This window comes from Afipia sp. 1NLS2 (assembly GCF_000178995.1).
Classification (GTDB): Bacteria; Pseudomonadota; Alphaproteobacteria; order Rhizobiales; family Xanthobacteraceae; genus Afipia.
In genome coordinates, this window is record NZ_ADVZ01000001.1 from 1,338,481 (window position 1) to 1,358,347 (window position 19,867).

A 19,867-nucleotide genomic window follows, 5' to 3' on the forward strand; every position below is an offset into this window, starting at 1 on the left:
TTCGTGAGCGGACGGCGAAGCCGTCACTTTAGATTGATGAAATAGTCGATGAACGAACGTGCGAGTGGAGAGTCCCACGTCGTGGGACCAACCAGAAACCCTGTGACCAAGCCCCGCTTGTCCAAGACGTAGGTGGTTGGATATCCATAGACGGGCATAACCGGTTCCGGCTTCCCCTCACTGGTCAGCGCACCGAACTCGTGGTCGGGATCAAGCACCACGGTCAGGTGCCGAAGATTGTGTCGATTGATGAACGACTGCACCTGCCGTCCATCGCCGCCGTCAAGTGAGACCGCGACGACGACAAAGCGGTCGGGAGGAAGACTGGCCGCAAGCGCCTCGAGAGACGGCATTTCCTCCACACAAGGAGCACACCAACTGGCCCAGAAATTAAGAAGGACGACCTTTCCGTAGAACTTTTCCATGCTCAGCATGCGGCCGTCGAGGCCGCGGAGTCGCATGAGCGGCGCAGGTTTCAGCGGTTCCTCTAAAATGAACTGGCTTATTCCGTTGCGCAGCGTTGGCGGATTGAGCGATTCGGGGCGTGCATTCGCGCTAGAGATCATTGCCGCCGCAGAAACGAGAACCAGTGTTGCAATGAGCAGGAACGGGCGCGTCCACATCATGTGAAACGGTCCAGCGGCTGGGGCGCCACCCAGGACAGCATTCGTCGTCCAAAGATCCTGCCAAGGGCGATGATCAGGATTGCGGCCCCGAGGTTCCACATGAGGATCATGACAGTTGCGTCAATGTCGTGGAACAGAGACAGGGCGCTTGCGGTCAGCGCTCCAACGGCGACACTGCCCATCCAGATTACGGCAATCGGGCGCAGCCGAGCGGTGTAACGCAGCATGACAAGCAGCGCTAAGGACAGCGGCAGGCTGGTCAACACCAGCGTCGCGAAGCACGATACCGCCTCGCCCATTTGCATGCCCGCTGGGCCTACGGAGACCCAATCGGTCAGGCAACCGACGCCGACGGTCGACATCCAGACCAGCAGGCTCGGCAGAGGCAGGAGGCTGTACAGGCGTGAACGATCGGGGAGGCTGAGCATGAACGCAGCAACGGCTGCCAGCACACCTGTCAGCAGAGAGGCAACAAGTCCAACCACGTAGACGCGATCGGCGAGCTGCTTTGCGAAGTCCGGACGCAGGCCGTGGCTGATGCCGAGCAGGACGAGAACCAGGGCCGCCAGGGCGAGCCAGAAGCACGCGCGCAGAACCGGCGGTCGCAGGCGGCGCACGGGCGTCGCATTCGCGCTGAGAGAGGCAATGAGGTCTGGGGTCGTGATCACGTAATATCACCCTTGCCAAGAATCGCGCGGAGACTCTTGAGAGCCCGATGCGTCGCGACCTTCAACGCCGCGATGGACATACCGCTTTGATCCGCAGCCTCTTTCAACGACATCTCCTGGAGCTTCAGGAGCGTGACGGCTTCTCGTTGGCCTGGCGGCAGTTTCTCCACCGCTTCGCGCACCGATCGTCCATCAGCTCTCGTCTCTAAGTTCGTCTCAGCGTCAGCAATGGTTTCATGGTCTTCGTTCAATGGCGTTTCGCGACGAGCGGAACGTCCTTGTTGCCGCAGCCGGTCAATGATCCGTCTACGGCTGATTGCCACAAGCCAGGGTGTGAAGGGACGTGTCGGGTCATATATCTGGCGAACGGAGTGGATGGTGAGCAAGATGTCTTGGATCGTGTCTTCGACATCTTGAGGAGAGCGATGATGGCGTCCCACCAAAAGGCGCAGATAGGGCGTGATCTCGGTCAGAAGCCGTCGATAAGCCTCACCGTCGCCGGCCTGCGCCCGCGCCATGAAGATCGACCATTCGACGTCGCGCTTCGCCGAAGTACTATCAGCATGGCGACTGGTCTGGCTTCCACCAACGACTCTCAATAGCGGGTTACCCTTCTGGTTGCCCGATGCCATCGACCGTCTTCCTCGTAACTTCGGTGCCGCGATTCGACATGACGTCTGGCGCGTTGTTCCATCGTATCTCCGAGGAAGGCTTCTGGCAGGGGATTTCTTTTTGCCGACTGATAGTAACCTTTAATGCTGAGATGCGAACGCATGCGTGACCGCCGCGGGGCCGCGTGACGCCAAGGCCGGGCGGAAGATCCGCCGAGGTCAATGGCGCTGTGACGTCGGGCGAAGCCTCGTCGTGATGAGTGGGCCGAAATGTGCCGCGCCTGCTGAACGTAACCATTCTACCCCAACAGCCGAACTTTGAATTGAGCAGGCTACAACAGCGTGCTCGCTAGCGCACGATCTCCGTCGCTGGCTCAACCCGTTCGGAGGTTTCTACATGAAGGTCAATCATTCGACGTCCACGCTCGTGGCGAGCGCTTTCGCCCTTGCTCTGGGTGGTCTCGCTGCGGCGCCCGCGATGGCGCAGAGCTCCGGCATGATGACCAAGGAGCAGATGATGCAGAAGCAGGATATGACCAAGAAGTCGGTCATGTCCGGCAAGATGGAGATGTGCTACGGCGTCGCCCTGAAGGGCCAGAACGACTGTTACGCCGGGGCCGGCACGACCTGCGCCGGCACAAGCACCGCCAACTACCAGGGCAACGCCTTCAAACTGGAGCCGAAGGGGACCTGCACCTCGATCAAGACGCCGAATGGCGTGGGCAGCCTCACCCCGAAGGCCTGAAGCGTCGATGGGCGGATGGCGCATGCGTCCGCCCAAACCTTCACCCCGTTGTTGAGAGGCTCCCATGTCGACAGAACTCTGTCCGGCGGATAAGACCGCCATACCCCGGCGCGCCGGCGTCGGCCTGAAGGCGGAGCACTATCAGCGCATTCTCTCCGAGACGCCCGATGTCGGGTTTTTCGAGGTTCACGCCGAGAACTACATGGGGGCCGGCGGCCCGCCTCATCGGTATTTGACGCGCATTCGCGAACGGTATCCCCTGTCGCTGCATGGAGTTGGGTTGTCGATCGGTGGCACGCGGCCGCTCGATCGAGAACACCTGACCAGGCTCGCCGACCTCATCCGTCGATACCGGCCGGGACTGTTCTCCGAACATCTCGCCTGGTCGACGCACGATACTGGCTTTTTGAACGACCTGTTGCCGGCCCCCTATACCACCGAGACGCTCGTGCGCGTCTCGGACCATATCGATGAGGTGCAGACGGCGCTCGGCCGCCAGATGTTGCTTGAGAATCCGTCGACATATGTTTGGTTCGAGGAGAGCACGTGGGGGGAAACCGAATTCATCAGCGAGGTTGTGCGGAGAACCGGCTGCGGCTTGTTGCTGGATGTCAACAATGTGCATGTCTCCTGCACAAACCAGCTTTGGGACGCGGAGCGCTACATCGCCGATTTCCCTCTCGCCCATGTACGGGAGATCCATCTCGCGGGCCATACGCGCGAGATTGACGATAAGGGGCGCCCGCTGCTTATCGACACCCATGACAAACTCGTCGACGAGCTGGTGTGGAATCTCTTCCGGAGGGTCATCACGCGCACGGGGCCCATCCCGACGCTGATTGAATGGGACGCCAACATTCCCCCGTGGCGCGAACTCGCGGCCGAGGCCGCTATGGCTGACGTCCTGATGGGCGCGCTCGAAACGAAGGAAGTTCGTCGTGCTGCTATCGGCTGATCGGCAGCGGGAATTTGCGGCCGCTCTGCTCGATCCAGAGCGCCCGACGCCGAGCGGGATCATTGGTCCCGATGGTGACGTCTGTCCGAAGCGCTTCGCGGTTTACCGAAACAACGTCGTCGTGGGCCTCACCGAGATACTGAAGGCTGCTTACCCCGCGGCACGGCGATTGGTCGGGGAAGAGTTCTTCGACGCAATGGCGGGGATTTATGTCCGCGCCGAGCCGCCGCGGTCGCCGATCCTTCTCGAGTACGGCGGGACATTTCCTGCGTTCGTTGAGACGTTTCCCCCAGCCGCAAGCGTGCCCTATCTGGCCGATGTGACGCGCATCGAATGGGCTTGGGTCTTAGCCTACCACGCGGCGGAGGCCTGCCCGCTCAGTTCGGGCTCCTTCGCCAACATAGCGGCTGACGAGCTTCCTGGCCTTCGCCTCCTGCTTCACCCGTCCGTCCAGGTTTGCCGTTCCAGCATGCCGGCACTCACGATATGGCGCATGAATGCTGAGGAGGGTGAGCCTGGACAGGTGACGTTGGATGATGAAGGCGAAGACACCTTGGTCGTTCGGCCGGACGCGACTGTCGAAGTTCGATCTCTGCCGCCGGGAGCTGCGGACTTCATCGGCGCGCTCGACGCTGGGCACACCGTCGCGGATGCGACCCAGTTAGCCACCGCCTGTGATCGCCGTTTCGACCTTACCGCGAACATCGCCGGTCTTATCGACGCCGGCGCGCTCTTCGCCTTTCAGACGCGCACGGGCATCTGCCTTGATGCGCAAGGATCCTAATATGAGCGCCAGCACATTACATGCACTGTCTTCCCTTCGATCGGGCTGCATCGGTCGATTTGCGGAGATGTTGCAATCCTGGATCGGCAGAATTGGTGTGATCGTGGCGCCGCCGATTCTGCGGATCGCGCTCGCCGTTCCATTCTTCAAGTCAGGGCTGACGCGCTGGGACGGTTTCCTGTCCTTGTCACCGAGCACCGCTTTCCTCTTCGAGAACATGTTCAAGCTTCACATCTTCGGCAGCGAGTATCCGTTCCCGATGCCAATTGTCGTTGCGCATCTGGTGGGGATGGCGGAGATCACGCTGCCGATCCTGCTAGTTCTCGGCCTGGGCACCCGCTTCGTCGCGCTCGGGCTTCTGACGATGACAGGCGTCATCCAGCTTACCGTCCCCGAAGGCTGGGCGAACTTCCATCTGCCATGGGCCTCGATGGCGCTCGCCATCATGGCGTTAGGGCCGGGCCGTCTATCCCTCGATGCGACCCTCTCCGCCGTTGCAAAGCGCGCATTCGGGAAAACGAAATGACCTAACTGCGCCCTCGTGGATCCACCCTGCAAACATGGCAGGCCCAACGCTGAGACCGGCTCGAGATCGGATATCGCTCGGTGACGCGCGTCGGAGTCTGCCGCTGAGGCTGACTTTCGAAGATGCCCATAGAACTGCAAGATCTCAGATGGGCCATCATCGCGACGCAGCACCGGAGTCTGCGTCAGGCAGCGGAAGCACTCAACATCCGTCAATCCACGCTTAGCCGCCGCTTGCGCGGTTTGGAGTCCATGCTTGGTGTCCAACTCTTCCAACGAACGAACGGCGGCACTCGGCCGACAACTGAAGGCTTGGAGTTCCTAGACGCCGCGCGCCGGATAATTGGTGAGGCAGAAACAATCACGGCTCGCCTCAAAAGCCGCTCCCGGGGCGAGAGTGGACGCCTGACGATCGGCATCCATGCTTCTCTTTCGGCCGGCAATTTGCGCGCCACGCTCATCGAATATCGCAAGCGCTTTCCGGATGTAGAAACGCACTTGGTCGATGGATCGAGCGACCAGTTGATAGCTGATCTCGCGAGTTCAGCGGTTGACATTGCATTCGTTGCAGAAGGCCATGCCCGATGGGAGGGAAGGTCATTGCCGGTTTGGAGCGAACGGGTCGTGGTTGCGCTTCCGGAGGATCACCCGCTCAGCCGCCGAGAGACGATTCACTGGGCCGACCTGAAAGCCGAGGTTCTGCTGGTGCCGTTGCGTGGGCCTGGTCCGGAATTCATCAAACTTCTCGCTAACAAACTCGGATGCCAAGACGCCGGTCGACTGAACCACCACGAAGTTGCGCTGGACCGGCTTCTGACAATGGTCGGCGCTGGTTGGGGTATCTTGGTTGCGTTAGAGGGCGCAACGGGCGCGACATATCCCGGCGTCACCTTTCGGGAAGTCCACGAGAGCGATGGGCCAACACGTTTGAACTTTTGGGCGTACTGGCGGAAGACGAATAGCAACCCCTCTCTCCGCCCGTTTCTCGACATGGTCCGCGAACGTTATCCAGATCTATCGAGCGATTCTGATCCAAGTTAAGGCTGGGCACGATCGTTTCGCGCCTTGGCGAAGGCGCGATCAGTGGCCATGAAGCGCTGGATCATCGGCGCGATCAGCTTGGCGGGATCTGAGACAGGGCGTCCGGTCGTCCGTCCCAGCACCTCGGCATAGGCAACCAGGTCGCGATGCACGGAGGCGGGTAATTCGAGGCTGACCTTTACTGGCTTGTCATCCGGGAGCGTCCCGAGTTTGAGCTTCGTCACGGCGTTCCTCCCTGCGCATACGGGGCCAGCACCAGATCGCGCGTTACAATGACGCGGACGGGGAAGCCCGGCCGGATCGTGAGAGTTGGCTGGATGTTGAGCTGGCGTTGGACGATCTGCTGGCCGGTCTGGCTAATGCTGTTGGAGGCGCCGCTGCGGATCGCCTGAACAAGGTTGTTCTCATTCTGGCTCGTGCCCGCTTCGGCACCCACGCTGAGCAGGGTCGAGAGGACGGCAGCCTTGAACAGCATGCCCCAATGGTTGTCGACCTCGTCCTCGAGGCCAGCATAGCCCTGCGTGTCGGCGCCGGGCTGGCGTTCCAGCACGATCGAGTTGCCATCCGGCATAATTATGCGGGTCCAGATCAAGAGAACTCGGCTCTGGCCAAAGGCGACGGAGCTATCGTATTGGCCGATCAGCTTTGCGCCCTGCGGGATCAGAAGATATTTGCCGGTCGGGCTGTCGTAGACCGCCTCGGTCACCTGCGCGGTGATCTGGCCGGGCAGATCGGAACGAATGCCCGTGATGAGCGCGGCAGGGATCACAGTGCCGGCCTGCACGATGTAAGGCGAGGCCTTGGCGTCGAGCCGGTCCGTGCGCTTGTCCGTCGAAGCGTTGAGGAAGGCCGTCTTGCGGTCCTGCATGTTCTGCGCGGCGCCGGCTTCGACCGGCGGTGTGGGCGGCGGGCCCGCCGTGGTCCCCGTTGCAGCCGGCGCGGCGAGCCCGACCGGCCGAGGCTGCTGACTGGTCTGGGCGAAGAGACGGCTGAGCCGCGCCGCCTCGATCTCTTGCGCTCGGCGCTGCGCTTCCGGATCGGGCGTCGTTGCGGAAGCGACGGTGTTCGGCGCAGCACCGGCATTGAGGATCGGCTTGCCGAGATCGCCGGGCAGTGGCGGCCCAAGCGGCGGAGCCTGCCGCGGCAGGCCGGTATAGTCTTTTGGGAGTCTTGCCAGGCCTTCAGCCGAGGGACGGCTCTGCGTTGAGAGTAGCTCTTGGCCGCTCTGCGCCGCGTGGCGAGTCTGGAGCGCGTAGCCGAGCGCGCCCGCGACGGCGAGCGCCGAAACGGCGCCCAGACCAATCAGCACCCTGCGCGACAAGCGCGTGACGCGTGGCCGTTCGCCCCGAAGCCGCAGGTCAGGCGGTACGACGGGCGTTGGCGACGGCGGTTGTTCTTCAGGGCCTTCCGCCGTCATGACCGCGGCCTTCCGTCGGTGCGGACGATGCGGACGCGCCGCTCGCTATCCTTGTCGCCGAGACGCAATTCGGCGGCGGCGAACAGGCGGTCAACGATGTAGTAGTTGCGGTTCACCCGGTAGTTCACCAGCTCGGAGCCGCCGGCCGGACCGATGACGAACAGCGGCGGCATCTCGCCCTGGGCAATGCCGCTCGGGAATTCGATATAGACCTTCTTCCCGTCGTCGAAGGCGCGCAGCGGCCGCCAGGCCGGGTTGTCGCCCTGGATCGCGTAACGGAAGTTGATCGAGGCGAGATCGACGCCGGCCGCGATCGGTGCCGCGGCGGCGGCCTCCTGGTTCTGCCGCCGAAGCGCGATGAGCTGGTCTTCGGGATACTGCCAGGAGACTGAGGCCATATAGGTCTTCTCCGTCGAGCGCAGCTCAAGGAGATAGGTCCGCCGATCCGTGTTGATCACCAGATTGGTGAGCAGCTGCGGTCTCGTCGGCTTGACTAGGATGTGGACCTTCTTGGTCGCGCCCGCGCCACTCCCGGTATCGCCGATGATCCACCGCACGGTGTCGCCGGCTGCCACGGGGCCGGAGCCGACGAGCTGCTCGCCGTCCTGCAGTGCAATATCGGTGATCTCGCCGGGCGCCGTATAGACTTGATAGAGCGCTCCGCCGGAGAAGGGATAGACCTGAACCGCGTTGATGAAGCCGTTGCGCACCGGCTGGATTCGCGCCGCGGCATTGGCTTGGTTGACACGCACAGTCGGGTCAGCGGCTTCCGGTGTCGGCTTTCCACCTTCGATCGGCTTCAATTGTCCGGGTAGCGGAAGTGGCTTGGGAAGCTCGACGATCCTGATGGGCGCCGGTGGATCGACGGTGAGCTTGGCTGGCGCGGCGCTGTCGTAATTGATGTCGGGCGGAACGAAATTGTTCGCACAACCGCCAAGCGCGGTGACGGACATCAGCAAAGACATGAGGCCGGCCTTACGGAAAGCCGCATTTGCTCCCCTCCGGCTTTGCGGATTGGCGGAGAAACGTGAAGCCGGACCGCCGGCCTCCTTAGAAATCGGCGGGGTCATTGTCCCAGCTCCTTCGACCAGTTGATTGCGGTGACGTAGATGCCGAGTGGGTTCTTGCGGAGCACGTCGGCGGAAGCTGGCGTCTGAATCGCGATGGTGAGGATCGCGGTCCAACGAGTGTTGTCGGCGAGCGCGCCGTCCTGATAGCGATGCTCGACCCATTCGACGCGGAAGCTCGAGGGCGAGGCGCGGATCACGCTTGAGACGTCGATGGCGATCTGCTGCTTGCCGAGCTTGGCGAACGGGTCGTTGGCGCGGGCATAGTCGTTCAGCGCCTGGGAGCCCGAGGTGGTGGTGAAGTCGTATGCTTGCAGCCAGTTCTGCCGCACGATGATCGGATCGGCCGGCAGAGCGCGGACCATCTGGACAAAGTGGGCGAGATACCAGGCGATTTGTGGGTCGCTTGGCGTGTAGTCGGCGGCGGCGGGGGCGACAGCCTGCGCTTGGCCGAGCTTGTCGACCTGCACGACCCAAGGGACGATGCTGCCGTGAGTCGATTGCCAGACGAGGCCGCCGGCGAGGCCCATGGAGAGCGCGAGCGAACCGAAGGCCATGAGCCGCCAGTTCTTCGCTTGCACCCGGGCCGAGCCGATGCGGTCGTCCCACACCTGGGCGGCGCGCTGATAGGGGGTCTCAGGCTCGGGCGTCCGGCCGTAACGAACCGTGGGGCGGCGGAACAGCGCCATCTCTTATTCTCCTCCTGTGAGATCGACGGAATGGCCGCCGCCATGGCTGTCGCCGGACTTGAGGCCTTGTGCGGCCGTCTGCGCCCCGTGGACCATCGACTGGTTGCGCTTCATGCGTTGTGCCCAGGCCGGCGGGCCGAAGTCGGCTGACCCACTCCCGGCCGGCGCTGGCCCGCTCGGCGGATTGCCGCCGACCGTTCCCGCGGTCGACGGGCCGCCCGTGGCGGCGAAGCTGGAACGCGCGCCGGCTGCGAAGCTTTGGCGCATGGAGCTAGCGGCCTGGGCGGCAGCGCGCCGCATCGGGCCTGATGCAGCTGAAGCCGCCGCGCGTCCCACCCCGCCAAGACCCGCCGCGACGCTCGACGCGCCGGATCGTCCGGCCGAAGCCAGGCTGTAGGCGGAGGATGCGCCACCGGCCATCGCCGCGCCGCCGCGTGCGGCGGCGGCCGTACCGGAAGCGGCGGCCATCGCCCCCTCCCGGCCACGCCGAGCGCACCGGCGCCGGCCATTGCCGTGCCCGCGACGGCGAGACCTGTGCCGACAGCCGCGCCCGCACCGAGTTGAGGCGCGCCAGAGACCAGGCCCGTCGCGATACCCGGGCCGAAGATGCCGAGGCCCAGCATGGCGAGTGCGGCGAGCACCACCGACAGCGCTTGTTCGACCGTAGGCTGACCGCCGGCGTAGGTCTGAGTGAACTGCGAGAAGAGGCCGGTGCCGATGCCGACGATGACGGCCAACACCATCACCTTCACACCCGAAGCGACGATGTTGCCGAGTACCTTTTCGGCGAGGAACGCGGTCTTGTTAAAGAGGGCGAAGGGAATGAGGATGAAGCCGGCGAGCGTCGTCAGCTTGAACTCGATCAAAGTGACGAAGAGCTGTACCGCCAGGATAAAGAAAGCGATCAGCACCAGGACCCATGAGACCATCAGCACCGCGATCTGCACGAAATTCGCGAAGAAGCTGGTGAAGCCCATCATCTGGTTGGCCGCGTCGAGCAGCGGTTGACCGGCGTCGAGCCCGACCTGGGCGAGCTTGCCCGGCCGCAGGAAGTCGGCGGTCGAGATCGAAGAGCCGCCCGCTTTCAGGCCGAGGCCGGCGAAGCTGTTGAAGACGATGGCCGAGAGATTGTTGAAGTTGTTGATGATGAAAGCGAAGAAGCCGATGTAGAGGGTCTTCTTCACCAGCCGCTGCAGGATGTCCTCGTCGGCGCCCCAAGCCCAGAACAGGCCGGCGAGCGTAATGTCGATCACGATCAGCGTGGACGACAGATAGCCGACCTCGCCCTTGATCAGGCCGAATCCGGAATCGATGTAGGTGGTGAAGGTGTTGAGGAAGGTGTCGATGACGCCGACATTGTTCATCGCGCGTCTCCGATAGCAGGGGTGGCCGGCGCGGCGGCGCCTGGGGGCGTTTGTGGCGACAGCGGCCGCGCCGGCCTGCCGAAGAAGCGCTGGCGGTTCTCCTCCCAGACCGCGACGCAATGCGGGTCTTCGGCATCCTGAGGACCGAGCGCGCTGCAACGGCGCAGCTCGGCCGAGAGGTCATCGGATGCTGGATTGATGGTCGGAGACGTCTCGACGACGGGCGCCGAGGGACGCCAGTTGACCGCGACGAGGGTCGCGATGAACACCGCGACCAGGGCGACGATCGCGGCCGCGCGGAAGATCTCCGATCGTCCCAGCATCGCGACGCCTCAGTTGCCGCTGAACATGGCGACGTTGCCGGGCTGATAGCCGGTGCGCGTCGAGAAGGTCTTGTAGTTTTGCTGGCCCTGCGCTTCTGCGGCGGCGCTGCGCGCTTGCTCGAGCGCATCGGCCCGACTCTTGGCCGACAGCACGGCGACGAGGTCGGAGAGCTGCTGGGATTGCAATGCCAGGAGCTGGTTGCCGGCCTGCGCCGCTTGCAAGGCGCCCGTGGCGCTCTGGCTCGCCGAGACGAGCGAGGTCATGGCGCTGGAGTTGGTCGGGATGTTGCCGACAACGCCCGCCTGGATCTTCAGGCTGTCCTCGAACGCGCCGACCGAGTTCTGCCAGCGTGTTTGCGCGTTGGCGACCATGGTGTTGGTCGAACCTGTGCCGGCAGCCGAACCGTAGCTGGTCGAATAGGCCTGCTCGATGCGCTGGACGTTGAAGGCGATGTTCTGCGCCTGACCGAGCAGCGACTGGGTCTGGGCGATCGACGACTGAAGCTGGGTCAGCGTCGACATCGGCAGGTTGGTAAGATTGCGCGCCTGGTTGACCAGGCTCGTTGCCTGGTTGGTCAACATCTGAATCTGATTGTTGATCTGTTGCAGCTCGCGTGCGGCGGTCAGCACGTTCTGGCTGAAGTTGGTCGGGTCGTAGACGATCCACTGCGCCGAGGCGGGCGGTGCGGCGACGGCCAGGGTGAGCACGACGGCGCTTGCCGCCGCCAGATGGCGCAGCTTGATCATGATGACGTCTCCAGGTGGGTCAGGTCAGGGATGAGATCGGCGGCCCAGAGGAGTTCGTGGTCCGCGAGCCAAGCGGGCGTGAAAGCGTCGCGCCCGTACTCCGCGACGACGCGCTCGATCGCCGCATGGTCGGTCTTCGAAGAGGCGGCACAGAAGGCGAGCGCGACCGGGCCGAGGCCCAGCTCGAACAGGCGGTTGCCGCGACGGGACTGGCAGTAGTAGTCGCGCTTCGGCGTCGCGCGGGCGAGGATCTCGATCTGTCGATCGTTGAGGCCAAAGCGGCGATAGATCGTGGTGATCTGCGGCTCGATCGCTCGCTCGTTCGGCAGGAAGATGCGCGTAGGACAGCTCTCGATGATCGCGGGCGCGATGTTGCTGCCATCAATGTCGGACAGCGACTGCGTGGCAAAGACGACGGAGGCGTTCTTCTTGCGCAGCGTCTTCAACCACTCGCGGAGCTGCTGCGCGAAAGCAGGATCGTCGAGCACCAGCCAGCCCTCGTCGATGATCAGCAAGGTCGGCCGGCCGTCGAGGCGGCCCTCAATGCGATGGAAGAGATAGGTCAGCACGGCGGGCGCAGCACCGGCACCGATCAGCCCCTCGGTCTCGAAGGCCTGCACCGGAGCGGAGCCGAGCTGCTCGGTCTCGGCGTCGAGCAGCCGGCCGGAAGGGCCGCCGACGCAATAAGGTTGCAACGCTTGCTTCAGCGCTGTCGACTGCAACAGGACCGCGAGGCCCGTGATGGTGCGCTCCTGCACCGGCGAGGACGCCAGCGAGGTCAGCGCCGACCAGACATGCTCCTTGGCGGTCGGGTCGATGGTGACGCCTTCCTTGGCCAGGATGGCCGTCACCCACTCCGCCGCCCAGGCACGTTCGGGCTGATCGTCGATGCGCGCCAGCGGTTGCAGCGACACTGAATGCTCCGAGCCGGCGGACAGGCTACCGCCGAGATCATGCCAGTCGCCGCCCATGGCGATCGCCGCGGTGCGGATGGAGCCGCCAAAGTCGAAGGCGAAGATCTGGTTGTTCCGGTAACGGCGGAACTGCATCGCCATCAGCGCCAGCAGCACCGATTTGCCGGCGCCGGTGGGACCGACGATCAGCATATGGCCGACGTCGCCGACATGGAGGCTGAGCCGAAATGGCGTCGAGCCTTCCGTCTTGCCGTAGAGCAGCGGCGGCGCCTGGAAATGCTCGTCGCGTGCCGGCCCAGCCCAAACCGCCGAGAGAGGGATCATGTGCGCCAGATTCAGCGTCGAGACGGGCGGCTGACGGACGTTGGCGTAGGCGTGGCCGGGGATAGACCCGAGCCAGGCCTCAAGCGCATTCACCCCTTCCGGCATGCAGGTGAAGTCGCGGCCCTGGATCACCTTTTCCACGAGGCGGAGCTTCTCGGCCGCAAGACCGGCGTCCTCGTCCCAGACCGTGACGGTCGCGGTGACGTAGGCTTGGCCGACATCATCCGAGCCCAGCTCCTGTAGCGCCAGGTCGGCGTCGGCCGCCTTGTTGGCGGCGTCGGAATCCACGAGGGTCGAAGCCTCGTTGGTCATCACCTCCTTGACGATGGCGGCGATCGACTTGCGCTTTGCGAACCACTGGCGCCGGATCTTGGTCAGCAGCTTCACCGCTTCGGTCTTGTCGAGCAGAATCGCGCGGGTGGACCAGCGGTACGGGAAAGCGAGCCGGTTGAGCTCGTCGAGGATTCCGGGATGGGTCGCGGTTGGGAATCCAACCACGGTGAGCGTACGAAGATGGTGGGCGCCGAGGCGCGGCTCGAGGCCCCCGGCGAGTGGCTCATCGGCGAGCAACGCATCGAGGTGCATCGGCGTCTCGGGCACGCGGATGCGCTGCGCCCTCGTCGAGATGGTCGAGTGAAGGTAAGTCAGCGTGTCGCTGTCATCGAGCCACGCGACCTCGGGCATGAAGCCCTCGACCAGCTGCAGGACGCGATTGGTCCGGTCGACGAAGCCGCGCAGCAGCTCCCACGGATCGACGCCGGTCTGCGCCCGGCCCTCATAGAGCCAGCCCTCGACGCGCGAAGCGTCCTCGGCGGGCGGCAGCCAGACGAACGTCAGGAAATAGCGGCTCTCGAAATGCGCTCCGGCTTCCTCGAAAGCGGCCTGCCGCTCGAGATCGACCAGCGCCGACGCAGGATCGGGAAAGCTGCTGTGCGGATAGGTCTGGGCGGCGATCCGCTGCGCCTCGACGAAGATCGCCCAGCCAGAGCCGAGGCGGCGCAGCGCATTGTTCAGCCGTGCCGTGACGCCGACCAACTCGGCCGGTGTGGCGCTGTCGAGGTCCGGGCCGCGGAAGCGCGCGGTGCGTTGGAACGAGCCGTCCTTGTTGAGGATGACGCCATTCTCGACCAGGGCCGCCCAGGGCAGGAAGTCTGCGAGGGTCGCTGGGCAGTTGCGGTATTCAGCGAGGTTTAGCATTGGAGCCTCAGACGCCGAGGTGGGCCGGGTAACGAAGGTGCCGGCGCACCACGTCGACAAACTGCGGATCGCGCTTCGCTGCCCAGACGGCCGCGGTGTGACCCACAGCCCAGATCAGCGCGCCGGGGATCCAGAGCCGGAGGCCGAGGGCGATCGCCGCCGCGAGTGTGCCGTTGGCAATCGCGACGGTCCGCGGCGCGCCGCCCATCAGGACCGGGTCGGTGAGCGCGCGATGGACCGGCGCGAAGAAGCCGGGCACGTCGGGATCGACGATTGCCGCCATCAGATCAGCGCTCCGCCGGAGAACGAGAAGAACGACAGGAAGAAGCTCGACGCGGCGAAGGCGATCGACAGGCCGAACACGATCTGGATCAGCCGGCGGAAGCCCCCGCTCGTGTCACCGAAAGCGAGCGTCAGCCCGGTCACCGTGATGATGATCACCGAGATGATCTTCGCGACGGGCCCCTGCACTGACTCCAGGATGGAGTTGAGCGGGGTCTCCCATGGCATGGAGGAACCGGAGGCGTAGGCCGCCGGGGCGAAGGCGAGCGTCAGGGTGGCGAGTGTGACAAGCTCGGCCAGGCGGCGACGCGAAGAACATGCGACAGCGCGAACGAGGATCATGATGGGTCTCCGAGGGGCAAGGGGTCGCCGCCCGCCCCGGCGGACTGGACGCGGTAATCACCGGTGGCGGGATCGAGACCGGCGACGAAGGCGAGTTCGGAAAGGCGGCGTTCGCTGCCGCGGCCGCGCAGCACCGTGACGAGATCGATCGTCTCGGCGATCAGAGCCCTGGGGACGGTGACGACGGCTTCCTGGATGAGCTGTTCGAGGCGCCTCAACGCACCGAGCGCGGTGCCGGCGTGGATCGTGCCGATGCCGCCGGGATGGCCGGTCCCCCACGCCTTTAAGAGATCCAGCGCTTCGGCGCCGCGCACCTCGCCGATCGGGATGCGATCGGGCCGCAGGCGCAGCGAGGAGCGGACGAGGTCGGAGAGCGAGGCGACGCCGTCCTTGGTGCGCAACGCCACCAAGTTCGGCGCCCGGCATTGCAGCTCGCGGGTGTCCTCGATCAGCACAACGCGGTCGGTGGTGCCGGCGATCTCGGCCAGCAGCGCGTTGGTGAGCGTGGTTTTGCCGGTCGAGGTGCCGCCGGCGACGAGGATGTTCTTGCGATCTGCCACGGCGGCGCGGAGCGCTGCCGCCTGGCCGGCCAGCATGATACCGGCGGCGACATAGTCGTCGAGGGTGAACACCGCGACGGCAGGCTTGCGGATCGCAAAGGCCGGGGCGGCCACCACCGGTGGCAGAAGTCCCTCGAACCGCTCTCCCGTTTCGGGCAGCTCGGCCGAGACACGCGGCCTCTCGGCATGGACCTCGGCGCCGACATGGTGCGCGACGAGGCGCACAATCCGTTCGCCGTCGGCGGCGGACAGTGTCCGCCCGCTATCTTCCAGCCCTCCCGACAGCCGGTCGATCCAGAGCCGGCCGTCGGGGTTCAGCATCACCTCGACGATCGAGGGGTCTTCGAGGAAGATCGCGATGGCCGGGCCGAGCGCGGTGCGCAGCATGCGCGCACCGCGGGAGAAGGCTTCTGAATGAAGTGGTGTGATCGCCACGATCGTCCCCGTCATTGGCCAATCGCGACACGCGATTAGCGACGGGGACGATTAGAAGAGGCAAGAAATAGTACAGTTCAACAAGTATTCAGACGGCGTAGGGGCCGAGCGCAGAGCAGAGAAAAAAGACTTGCTGGATGCGGGAAAGAGTAAGCGGCGCGGCGACGCATCTTTCACTTTGGGATAGGATGAGGACGACTCGCCCTAGCAGGCCCGTCAACGTGCGCGCGTCATCATTCCGCGGCCGGACCTGCTTGGCGCACGTGCATCTCCACTCGCAGGCCGGCGGTCGCGGCCATGTTCACCAGGGCATCCAGCCCGAACAGATCGACCTTACCGCGCGTGAGATCGGAGATGCGCGGCTGGGTCACGCCGAACACCTTGGCGGCCTGCGACTGACTCAGGTGCGCGCGCGAAATATGATCCTTCAGAGCCGACATGAGCGCCGAGCGCAGCTTCATGCTCTCGCTAGAGATTGCGCTTTCCTCAATCGGCTCGGCGGTGCTCGGTTCTGCCTCCGGCTCTGGCGAAGGACGCCCGTTCCCCGCGATATCGAGCGAGAACTGTTCCTGCGAGATGCTGGCGATCATGGAGGAGAGCCCGATCTTCTCTTCCGCCTTGGCGCGGGCGTGTTCCGACATGAAGCTGAGGAGATTATCCAGGCCACTCTTGTCGGATATGGTGACGAAATCTTTACCCTTGTTCACGAAGACGACGGACTTCTTTTTCTCTCGCAGAAGCTCGATCACATTGCTCAAGGTGCCGGTGCTTTTGCAGTCCCAGACCATCAGCCCGTAATCGCTGGTCCGCGCCATCTCCAGGTCCTTCGCGGTGAAATACGCGCGGCTGCCCGCCTTGGCTTTCGAGACGACCCGGTGCACCGGCCATTCGGCGACGTTGTTCCGGGGCGCGTTCCCCGTGCAGAACACAGTCACCTTGCCAGCGTGAAATCGCTGGAGACATTCCTGGATCGACGTGTCGGCGCCATCGGCGTCTCCGACGACGACATCGAAGTCGGAAGACACGATCTTGTTGATCCGCTCTTGCACCTTCTCGTGCAGGCGGCTGATGGAAATCGATCCAGCGATGAAGACGGTCGTCATCGGTCTATTTCCACGTTAGCGAGGCGGCATAGACCTGGTTGATCTTCTTGTACGTCCGTAGCGTCTTGGAGACGGCGTCCATGGTCGCGCCGGTGTCGAACAGGTCGTCCAGCAGGAGCGCATTCCAGCACCCCTCGTTGGTGATGGCCGGATTGATACTGAACCGGCCCTGCAGCGCCGCTTCTTTTTCCTCGCGGCTATGCAGGTTCTTGAGTTGCGGGCTGCCCTGCGGGGCCGGCGCTTTCACGATGATGCTGTCGAACACGGGCGTGTCGGTCAGCCGCCCCAGCTCGGTGGCGATCTCATTTACGGGCTGGCGCGCCCGGGCCGTCGAGGCGGGCATGGGGATGATCAGCCCAATCTTGCCGAACAACGGCAACAAGCTGGTTTTCACCTGCGCTGCCAGCGGCTTTACCTGGTCCCAATCCCCTCGATATTTCAGCTGATAGAGGCACTCGCCCGGTTCGGAGCGGGTCGTGTCGAAGCGGGGATGGCCATATTCGTCATCCCCAAGGTAAACGCTCGAAAGGGTATGCTTGTGCAGGGCGTAGCCAAGATCCCACCTTCCTTCGAGTTTCTTGAGCTGAACTTGCATGACAGGGCTTCCTCACGAGGGCCCCGGTGCGCACCGACAGGGACGCATGGATCATATACAAAATCTTGTATGGGGCGCAATATGCCCGTGTCACAGTCCTACAGACTCCTCTCAGGCCCCTCGGATTTCTCGGGCATGTCCTCGGGAATCTCTTGTCTAAGCTTCGGGCCCTGGCTGAGGCGCCGACCAAGTGCGGCGACGAAGTTGTCGTAGCGTGTTCCGGCCTGCGCCCGCGCCGCCTTGGCGGCCGGCTCTGGCAATGACGGCGTGGTCGTAAGCCAGAAGCGGATAAACAGCGCGAGCGTCTCGATAGCGATACCAACATCGCGCTCGAGCCGCGCCAAACGCCTGTCCTGTTGATCAAGCCGCTTCGCGATTGCCGCCTCACGTCGCTCATCGGCATCGGGTGACAAGAACGATGCGATAGCGGCTTCAGCGATCAGCGACATCGGTTGCTCCCGGCGCGCCGCGTAGGCCGCAAGAGACCGCATCACGTCCGGATCGAGGTAGACGGAGATCTGAGCTTTCTTCTTCGGCGTCGGCATACGTGCCTCACAGTCCCAGGTCGTCGCCCGGATCGAGCGACGCCTGGCACGCCAAACCCTGCATGAGGTCGTTCATCCGGCCGACGCGGGGCGCGTCTTCCTCCAGCTCGTCGGTCGGATCGAGGGCGAATTCGTTGTCGATCGGCTGCTTCTTCTCGACCGTCTCCTGGTTGAGTTCAGGCTGGCGACGGCGGTCCGCGTTCTTCGGATCTTCATCGTCGGCCTCTTCGCCGTCACGCACGGCGGGCGCCGGGGGCCGCGGCGGCAATGGCCGTGAACTCCAGTCGTCGGAACGACTCACTTTCGGCTGCGTCGGCACGGGCGGCGGCAGGATGCGCTCCTGCAAGCGCGCGTCCTCGTAGTAGCGCGCCTTCTTCGCGCGGATTGGATGGACGCCAGACACCATGACGATCTCGTCGGTAGGCGGGAGTTGCATGACCTCGCCCGGCGTGAGCAGCGGGCGCGCCGTCTCCGATCGAGAGACCATCAGATGGCCAAGCCAGGGCGAGAGGCGGCTGCCGGCATAGTTCTTCATCGCCTTCATCTCGGTCGCCGTCCCAAGCGCGTCACTGACACGCTTGGCGGTCCGCTCGTCATTGGTGGCGAAGCTCACTCGCACATGGCAGTTGTCGAGGATCGAGTTGTTCGGCCCATAGGCCTTCTCGATCTGGTTCAGCGACTGGGCGATCAGGAAGCTCTTGATGCCGTAGCCCGCCATGAAGGCGAGCGCCGACTCGAAGAAGTCGAGCCGCCCCAGCGCCGGGAACTCGTCGAGCATCAAGAGGAGCCGCCGCCGCCCGGCCTTAGCCTGCAGGTCCTCGGTCAGTCGCCGGCCGATCTGGTTGAGGATCAGGCGGATCAGCGGCTTGGTGCGGTTAATGTCCGAGGGCGGAACTACGAGGTAGAGCGTCGTCGGCCGCTCGCCGGCCACGATATCGCCGATCCGCCAGTCGCAGCGCCGCGTCACCTCGGCGACCACAGGGTCGCGATAGAGGCCAAGGAACGACATGGCCGTGCTCAAGACGCCGGAGCGCTCGTTGCCGGATTTGTTCAACAACTCCCTGGCGGCGCTGGCGACGACAGGATGAACGCCAGCCTCGCCGAGATGCGGCGTCCGCATCATTGCAGAGAGCGTGGACTCGATCGGCCGCTTGGGATCGGACAAGAACGACGCGACGCCAGCGAGCGTCTTGTCCCCCTCGGCGTAGAGGACGTGAAGGATGGCGCCGACCAGAAGCGCGTGACTGGTCTTCTCCCAATGGTTCCGCTTCTCCAGACTACCTTCCGGGTCGACTAGGATGTCGGCGATGTTCTGGACGTCGCGCACCTCCCATTCGCCGCGGCGGACCTCGAGCAACGGATTGTAGGCTGACGACTTGGCGTTGGTCGGATCGAACAGGAGCACGCGGCCGTGCTGGGCGCGGAAGCCGGCGGTGAGCTGCCAGTTCTCGCCCTTGATGTCGTGGACGATCGCCGAGCCCGGCCAAGTCAAGAGCGACGGGATGACGAGGCCGACGCCTTTACCCGATCGCGTCGGCGCGAAGCACAACACATGCTCCGGCCCGTCGTGACGCAAATAGCTGCGCTGGTAGCGGCCCAGCACGACGCCATCGGGTCCGCTGAGCCCAGCGGCTTCGATCTCCTTCGGTTGCGCCCAGCGGGCAGAGCCGTAGGTCTCGGCATTCTTCGCTTCGTGGGCGCGCCAGACGGACATGCCGATCGCGACAGCCGCGGCGATGATCCCGCCCGATGCGGCGATGTAAGCGCCCTCGATGAAGATGTCAGGCGCGTAGGCGTCGTAGGCGTACCACCACCAGAAAAGGGCCGGGGGAAGGTAGAACGGGAAATGCAGCAGCTCGAACCACGGGTGGCCGAGCTGGGGCTGGAAGCCGAGGCGCCAAGCCGTCCACTCCGTCGCGCTCCAGATCGCCAGCAGGACGATCGCGAAGACGGTGATGACCTGGCCCCAGAGAATCTTGGTCGCGGACATAGAAGACGTCCTTTCCTG

22 protein-coding genes and 1 pseudogene are annotated in these 19,867 nt (G+C 64.2%); 5 read left to right on the forward strand and 18 right to left on the reverse strand.

The genetic code is table 11. The annotated features are described in order from the left end of the window. Window positions 1-23: 23 nt before the first annotated feature. Genes AFIDRAFT_RS06590 through AFIDRAFT_RS06600 form a run of 3 tightly spaced genes read right to left on the reverse strand, consistent with a single transcriptional unit; the run spans window position 24 to window position 1,926 of the window. On the reverse strand, window positions 24-626 hold the full coding sequence (locus tag AFIDRAFT_RS06590; protein ID WP_002718067.1) for a TlpA disulfide reductase family protein: 603 nt from the start codon (window positions 624-626) through the stop codon (window positions 24-26). Next, window positions 623-1,294 carry an NrsF family protein gene (locus tag AFIDRAFT_RS06595; RefSeq protein ID WP_002718066.1) on the reverse strand — a complete coding sequence of 224 codons (672 nt, stop codon included), beginning with the start codon at window positions 1,292-1,294 and terminating at the stop codon, window positions 623-625. The genes AFIDRAFT_RS06590 and AFIDRAFT_RS06595 overlap by 4 nt, the downstream gene beginning before the upstream one ends. Then, window positions 1,291-1,926: a sigma-70 family RNA polymerase sigma factor gene (locus AFIDRAFT_RS06600; protein ID WP_002718065.1), complete on the reverse strand. Its 636-nt coding sequence runs from the start codon at window positions 1,924-1,926 to the stop codon at window positions 1,291-1,293. The genes AFIDRAFT_RS06595 and AFIDRAFT_RS06600 overlap by 4 nt, the downstream gene beginning before the upstream one ends. Before the next feature lie 376 nt (window positions 1,927-2,302). Here AFIDRAFT_RS06600 and AFIDRAFT_RS06605 point away from each other — a divergent pair, with 376 nt between their 5' ends. The 5 genes from AFIDRAFT_RS06605 to AFIDRAFT_RS06625 all read left to right on the forward strand — a co-directional run bounded on the left by AFIDRAFT_RS06605 (window position 2,303) and on the right by AFIDRAFT_RS06625 (window position 5,955). Further along, the gene (locus AFIDRAFT_RS06605) at window positions 2,303-2,650 is read left to right on the forward strand and encodes a BufA1 family periplasmic bufferin-type metallophore (RefSeq protein WP_002718064.1); all 348 of its coding nucleotides are present in this window, start codon (window positions 2,303-2,305) and stop codon (window positions 2,648-2,650) included. A 64-nt stretch (window positions 2,651-2,714) separates the two neighbouring features. Beyond that, the gene (gene bufB / locus AFIDRAFT_RS06610) at window positions 2,715-3,605 is read left to right on the forward strand and encodes an MNIO family bufferin maturase (RefSeq protein ID WP_002718063.1); all 891 of its coding nucleotides are present in this window, start codon (window positions 2,715-2,717) and stop codon (window positions 3,603-3,605) included. Continuing rightward, a complete protein-coding gene (locus tag AFIDRAFT_RS06615; protein ID WP_002718062.1) occupies window positions 3,589-4,389 on the forward strand; it encodes an HvfC/BufC N-terminal domain-containing protein in 801 nt (266 codons plus the stop codon). Before bufB ends, AFIDRAFT_RS06615 begins: the two co-directional genes overlap by 17 nt. A 1-nt stretch (window position 4,390) precedes the next feature. Then, window positions 4,391-4,915, forward strand: a complete 525-nt coding sequence (locus AFIDRAFT_RS06620) for a DoxX family protein (protein ID WP_002718061.1) — start codon at window positions 4,391-4,393, stop codon at window positions 4,913-4,915. 122 nt (window positions 4,916-5,037) lie between these two features. Further along, entirely contained in the window at window positions 5,038-5,955 is a 918-nt protein-coding gene (locus AFIDRAFT_RS06625) for a LysR family transcriptional regulator (RefSeq protein ID WP_002718060.1), read from the forward strand. Here AFIDRAFT_RS06625 and AFIDRAFT_RS06630 read toward each other — a convergent pair. From AFIDRAFT_RS06630 to AFIDRAFT_RS06700, 15 genes and pseudogenes are all read right to left on the reverse strand, one after another. After that, a complete protein-coding gene (locus AFIDRAFT_RS06630; RefSeq protein ID WP_002718059.1) occupies window positions 5,952-6,179 on the reverse strand; it encodes a DUF2274 domain-containing protein in 228 nt (75 codons plus the stop codon). The genes AFIDRAFT_RS06625 and AFIDRAFT_RS06630 overlap by 4 nt on opposite strands. Continuing rightward, the gene (locus AFIDRAFT_RS06635) at window positions 6,176-7,372 is read right to left on the reverse strand and encodes a TraB/TrbI/VirB10 family type IV secretion system protein (protein WP_002718058.1); all 1,197 of its coding nucleotides are present in this window, start codon (window positions 7,370-7,372) and stop codon (window positions 6,176-6,178) included. Before AFIDRAFT_RS06635 ends, AFIDRAFT_RS06630 begins: the two co-directional genes overlap by 4 nt. After that, a complete protein-coding gene (trbG, locus tag AFIDRAFT_RS06640; protein WP_002718057.1) occupies window positions 7,369-8,442 on the reverse strand; it encodes a P-type conjugative transfer protein TrbG in 1,074 nt (357 codons plus the stop codon). Before trbG ends, AFIDRAFT_RS06635 begins: the two co-directional genes overlap by 4 nt. Then, entirely contained in the window at window positions 8,439-9,128 is a 690-nt protein-coding gene (trbF, locus tag AFIDRAFT_RS06645) for a conjugal transfer protein TrbF (RefSeq protein WP_002718056.1), read from the reverse strand. Before trbF ends, trbG begins: the two co-directional genes overlap by 4 nt. Window positions 9,129-9,131: 3 nt before the next feature. Next, window positions 9,132-10,492 (reverse strand): annotated as a pseudogene (gene trbL / locus AFIDRAFT_RS06650) (P-type conjugative transfer protein TrbL). After that, the gene (gene trbK-alt, locus AFIDRAFT_RS06655) at window positions 10,489-10,815 is read right to left on the reverse strand and encodes a putative entry exclusion protein TrbK-alt (RefSeq protein ID WP_002718054.1); all 327 of its coding nucleotides are present in this window, start codon (window positions 10,813-10,815) and stop codon (window positions 10,489-10,491) included. The pseudogene trbL and the gene trbK-alt overlap by 4 nt, the downstream one beginning before the upstream one ends. Window positions 10,816-10,824: 9 nt before the next feature. Continuing rightward, the gene (gene trbJ / locus AFIDRAFT_RS06660) at window positions 10,825-11,562 is read right to left on the reverse strand and encodes a P-type conjugative transfer protein TrbJ (RefSeq protein WP_002718053.1); all 738 of its coding nucleotides are present in this window, start codon (window positions 11,560-11,562) and stop codon (window positions 10,825-10,827) included. Then, complete coding sequence (gene trbE, locus AFIDRAFT_RS06665; RefSeq protein WP_002718052.1) at window positions 11,559-13,997, reverse strand: conjugal transfer protein TrbE; 2,439 nt, start codon at window positions 13,995-13,997, stop codon at window positions 11,559-11,561. The genes trbJ and trbE overlap by 4 nt, the downstream gene beginning before the upstream one ends. A gap of 7 nt (window positions 13,998-14,004) precedes the next feature. Then, window positions 14,005-14,280: a VirB3 family type IV secretion system protein gene (locus tag AFIDRAFT_RS06670; RefSeq protein WP_002718051.1), complete on the reverse strand. Its 276-nt coding sequence runs from the start codon at window positions 14,278-14,280 to the stop codon at window positions 14,005-14,007. Beyond that, complete coding sequence (locus AFIDRAFT_RS06675; protein WP_002718050.1) at window positions 14,280-14,621, reverse strand: TrbC/VirB2 family type IV secretion system protein; 342 nt, start codon at window positions 14,619-14,621, stop codon at window positions 14,280-14,282. Before AFIDRAFT_RS06675 ends, AFIDRAFT_RS06670 begins: the two co-directional genes overlap by 1 nt. Further along, window positions 14,618-15,631 carry a P-type conjugative transfer ATPase TrbB gene (gene trbB, locus AFIDRAFT_RS06680; RefSeq protein ID WP_002718049.1) on the reverse strand — a complete coding sequence of 338 codons (1,014 nt, stop codon included), beginning with the start codon at window positions 15,629-15,631 and terminating at the stop codon, window positions 14,618-14,620. The genes AFIDRAFT_RS06675 and trbB overlap by 4 nt, the downstream gene beginning before the upstream one ends. Window positions 15,632-15,849: 218 nt before the next feature. Then, window positions 15,850-16,719: a helix-turn-helix domain-containing protein gene (locus tag AFIDRAFT_RS06685; protein WP_002718048.1), complete on the reverse strand. Its 870-nt coding sequence runs from the start codon at window positions 16,717-16,719 to the stop codon at window positions 15,850-15,852. Window positions 16,720-16,723: 4 nt separating this feature from the next. Continuing rightward, window positions 16,724-17,314, reverse strand: a complete 591-nt coding sequence (locus AFIDRAFT_RS06690) for a ComF family protein (RefSeq protein ID WP_002718047.1) — start codon at window positions 17,312-17,314, stop codon at window positions 16,724-16,726. A gap of 98 nt (window positions 17,315-17,412) precedes the next feature. Beyond that, window positions 17,413-17,859: a hypothetical protein gene (locus AFIDRAFT_RS06695; RefSeq protein ID WP_002718046.1), complete on the reverse strand. Its 447-nt coding sequence runs from the start codon at window positions 17,857-17,859 to the stop codon at window positions 17,413-17,415. Window positions 17,860-17,866: 7 nt separating this feature from the next. Continuing rightward, window positions 17,867-19,849: a conjugal transfer protein TraG gene (locus tag AFIDRAFT_RS06700; protein WP_002718045.1), complete on the reverse strand. Its 1,983-nt coding sequence runs from the start codon at window positions 19,847-19,849 to the stop codon at window positions 17,867-17,869. Between the last annotated feature and the right edge of the window lie 18 nt (window positions 19,850-19,867).

Bases quoted from the DNA above. Each gene is read 5' to 3' on its own strand.
- AFIDRAFT_RS06590 (WP_002718067.1), bottom strand. From the start codon at position 626: ATGATGTGGACGCGCCCGTTCCTGCTCATTGCAACACTGGTTCTCGTT.
- AFIDRAFT_RS06600 (WP_002718065.1), bottom strand. From the start codon at position 1,926: ATGGCATCGGGCAACCAGAAGGGTAACCCGCTATTGAGAGTCGTTGGT.
- AFIDRAFT_RS06605 (WP_002718064.1), top strand. From the start codon at position 2,303: ATGAAGGTCAATCATTCGACGTCCACGCTCGTGGCGAGCGCTTTCGCC.
- bufB (WP_002718063.1), top strand. From the start codon at position 2,715: ATGTCGACAGAACTCTGTCCGGCGGATAAGACCGCCATACCCCGGCGC.
- AFIDRAFT_RS06620 (WP_002718061.1), top strand. From the start codon at position 4,391: ATGAGCGCCAGCACATTACATGCACTGTCTTCCCTTCGATCGGGCTGC.
- AFIDRAFT_RS06625 (WP_002718060.1), top strand. From the start codon at position 5,038: ATGCCCATAGAACTGCAAGATCTCAGATGGGCCATCATCGCGACGCAG.
- AFIDRAFT_RS06635 (WP_002718058.1), bottom strand. From the start codon at position 7,372: ATGACGGCGGAAGGCCCTGAAGAACAACCGCCGTCGCCAACGCCCGTC.
- trbG (WP_002718057.1), bottom strand. From the start codon at position 8,442: ATGACCCCGCCGATTTCTAAGGAGGCCGGCGGTCCGGCTTCACGTTTC.
- trbF (WP_002718056.1), bottom strand. From the start codon at position 9,128: ATGGCGCTGTTCCGCCGCCCCACGGTTCGTTACGGCCGGACGCCCGAG.
- trbK-alt (WP_002718054.1), bottom strand. From the start codon at position 10,815: ATGCTGGGACGATCGGAGATCTTCCGCGCGGCCGCGATCGTCGCCCTG.
- trbJ (WP_002718053.1), bottom strand. From the start codon at position 11,562: ATGATCAAGCTGCGCCATCTGGCGGCGGCAAGCGCCGTCGTGCTCACC.
- trbE (WP_002718052.1), bottom strand. From the start codon at position 13,997: ATGCTAAACCTCGCTGAATACCGCAACTGCCCAGCGACCCTCGCAGAC.
- AFIDRAFT_RS06670 (WP_002718051.1), bottom strand. From the start codon at position 14,280: ATGGCGGCAATCGTCGATCCCGACGTGCCCGGCTTCTTCGCGCCGGTC.
- AFIDRAFT_RS06675 (WP_002718050.1), bottom strand. From the start codon at position 14,621: ATGATCCTCGTTCGCGCTGTCGCATGTTCTTCGCGTCGCCGCCTGGCC.
- trbB (WP_002718049.1), bottom strand. From the start codon at position 15,631: ATGACGGGGACGATCGTGGCGATCACACCACTTCATTCAGAAGCCTTC.
- AFIDRAFT_RS06685 (WP_002718048.1), bottom strand. From the start codon at position 16,719: ATGACGACCGTCTTCATCGCTGGATCGATTTCCATCAGCCGCCTGCAC.
- AFIDRAFT_RS06690 (WP_002718047.1), bottom strand. From the start codon at position 17,314: ATGCAAGTTCAGCTCAAGAAACTCGAAGGAAGGTGGGATCTTGGCTAC.
- AFIDRAFT_RS06695 (WP_002718046.1), bottom strand. From the start codon at position 17,859: ATGCCGACGCCGAAGAAGAAAGCTCAGATCTCCGTCTACCTCGATCCG.
- AFIDRAFT_RS06700 (WP_002718045.1), bottom strand. From the start codon at position 19,849: ATGTCCGCGACCAAGATTCTCTGGGGCCAGGTCATCACCGTCTTCGCG.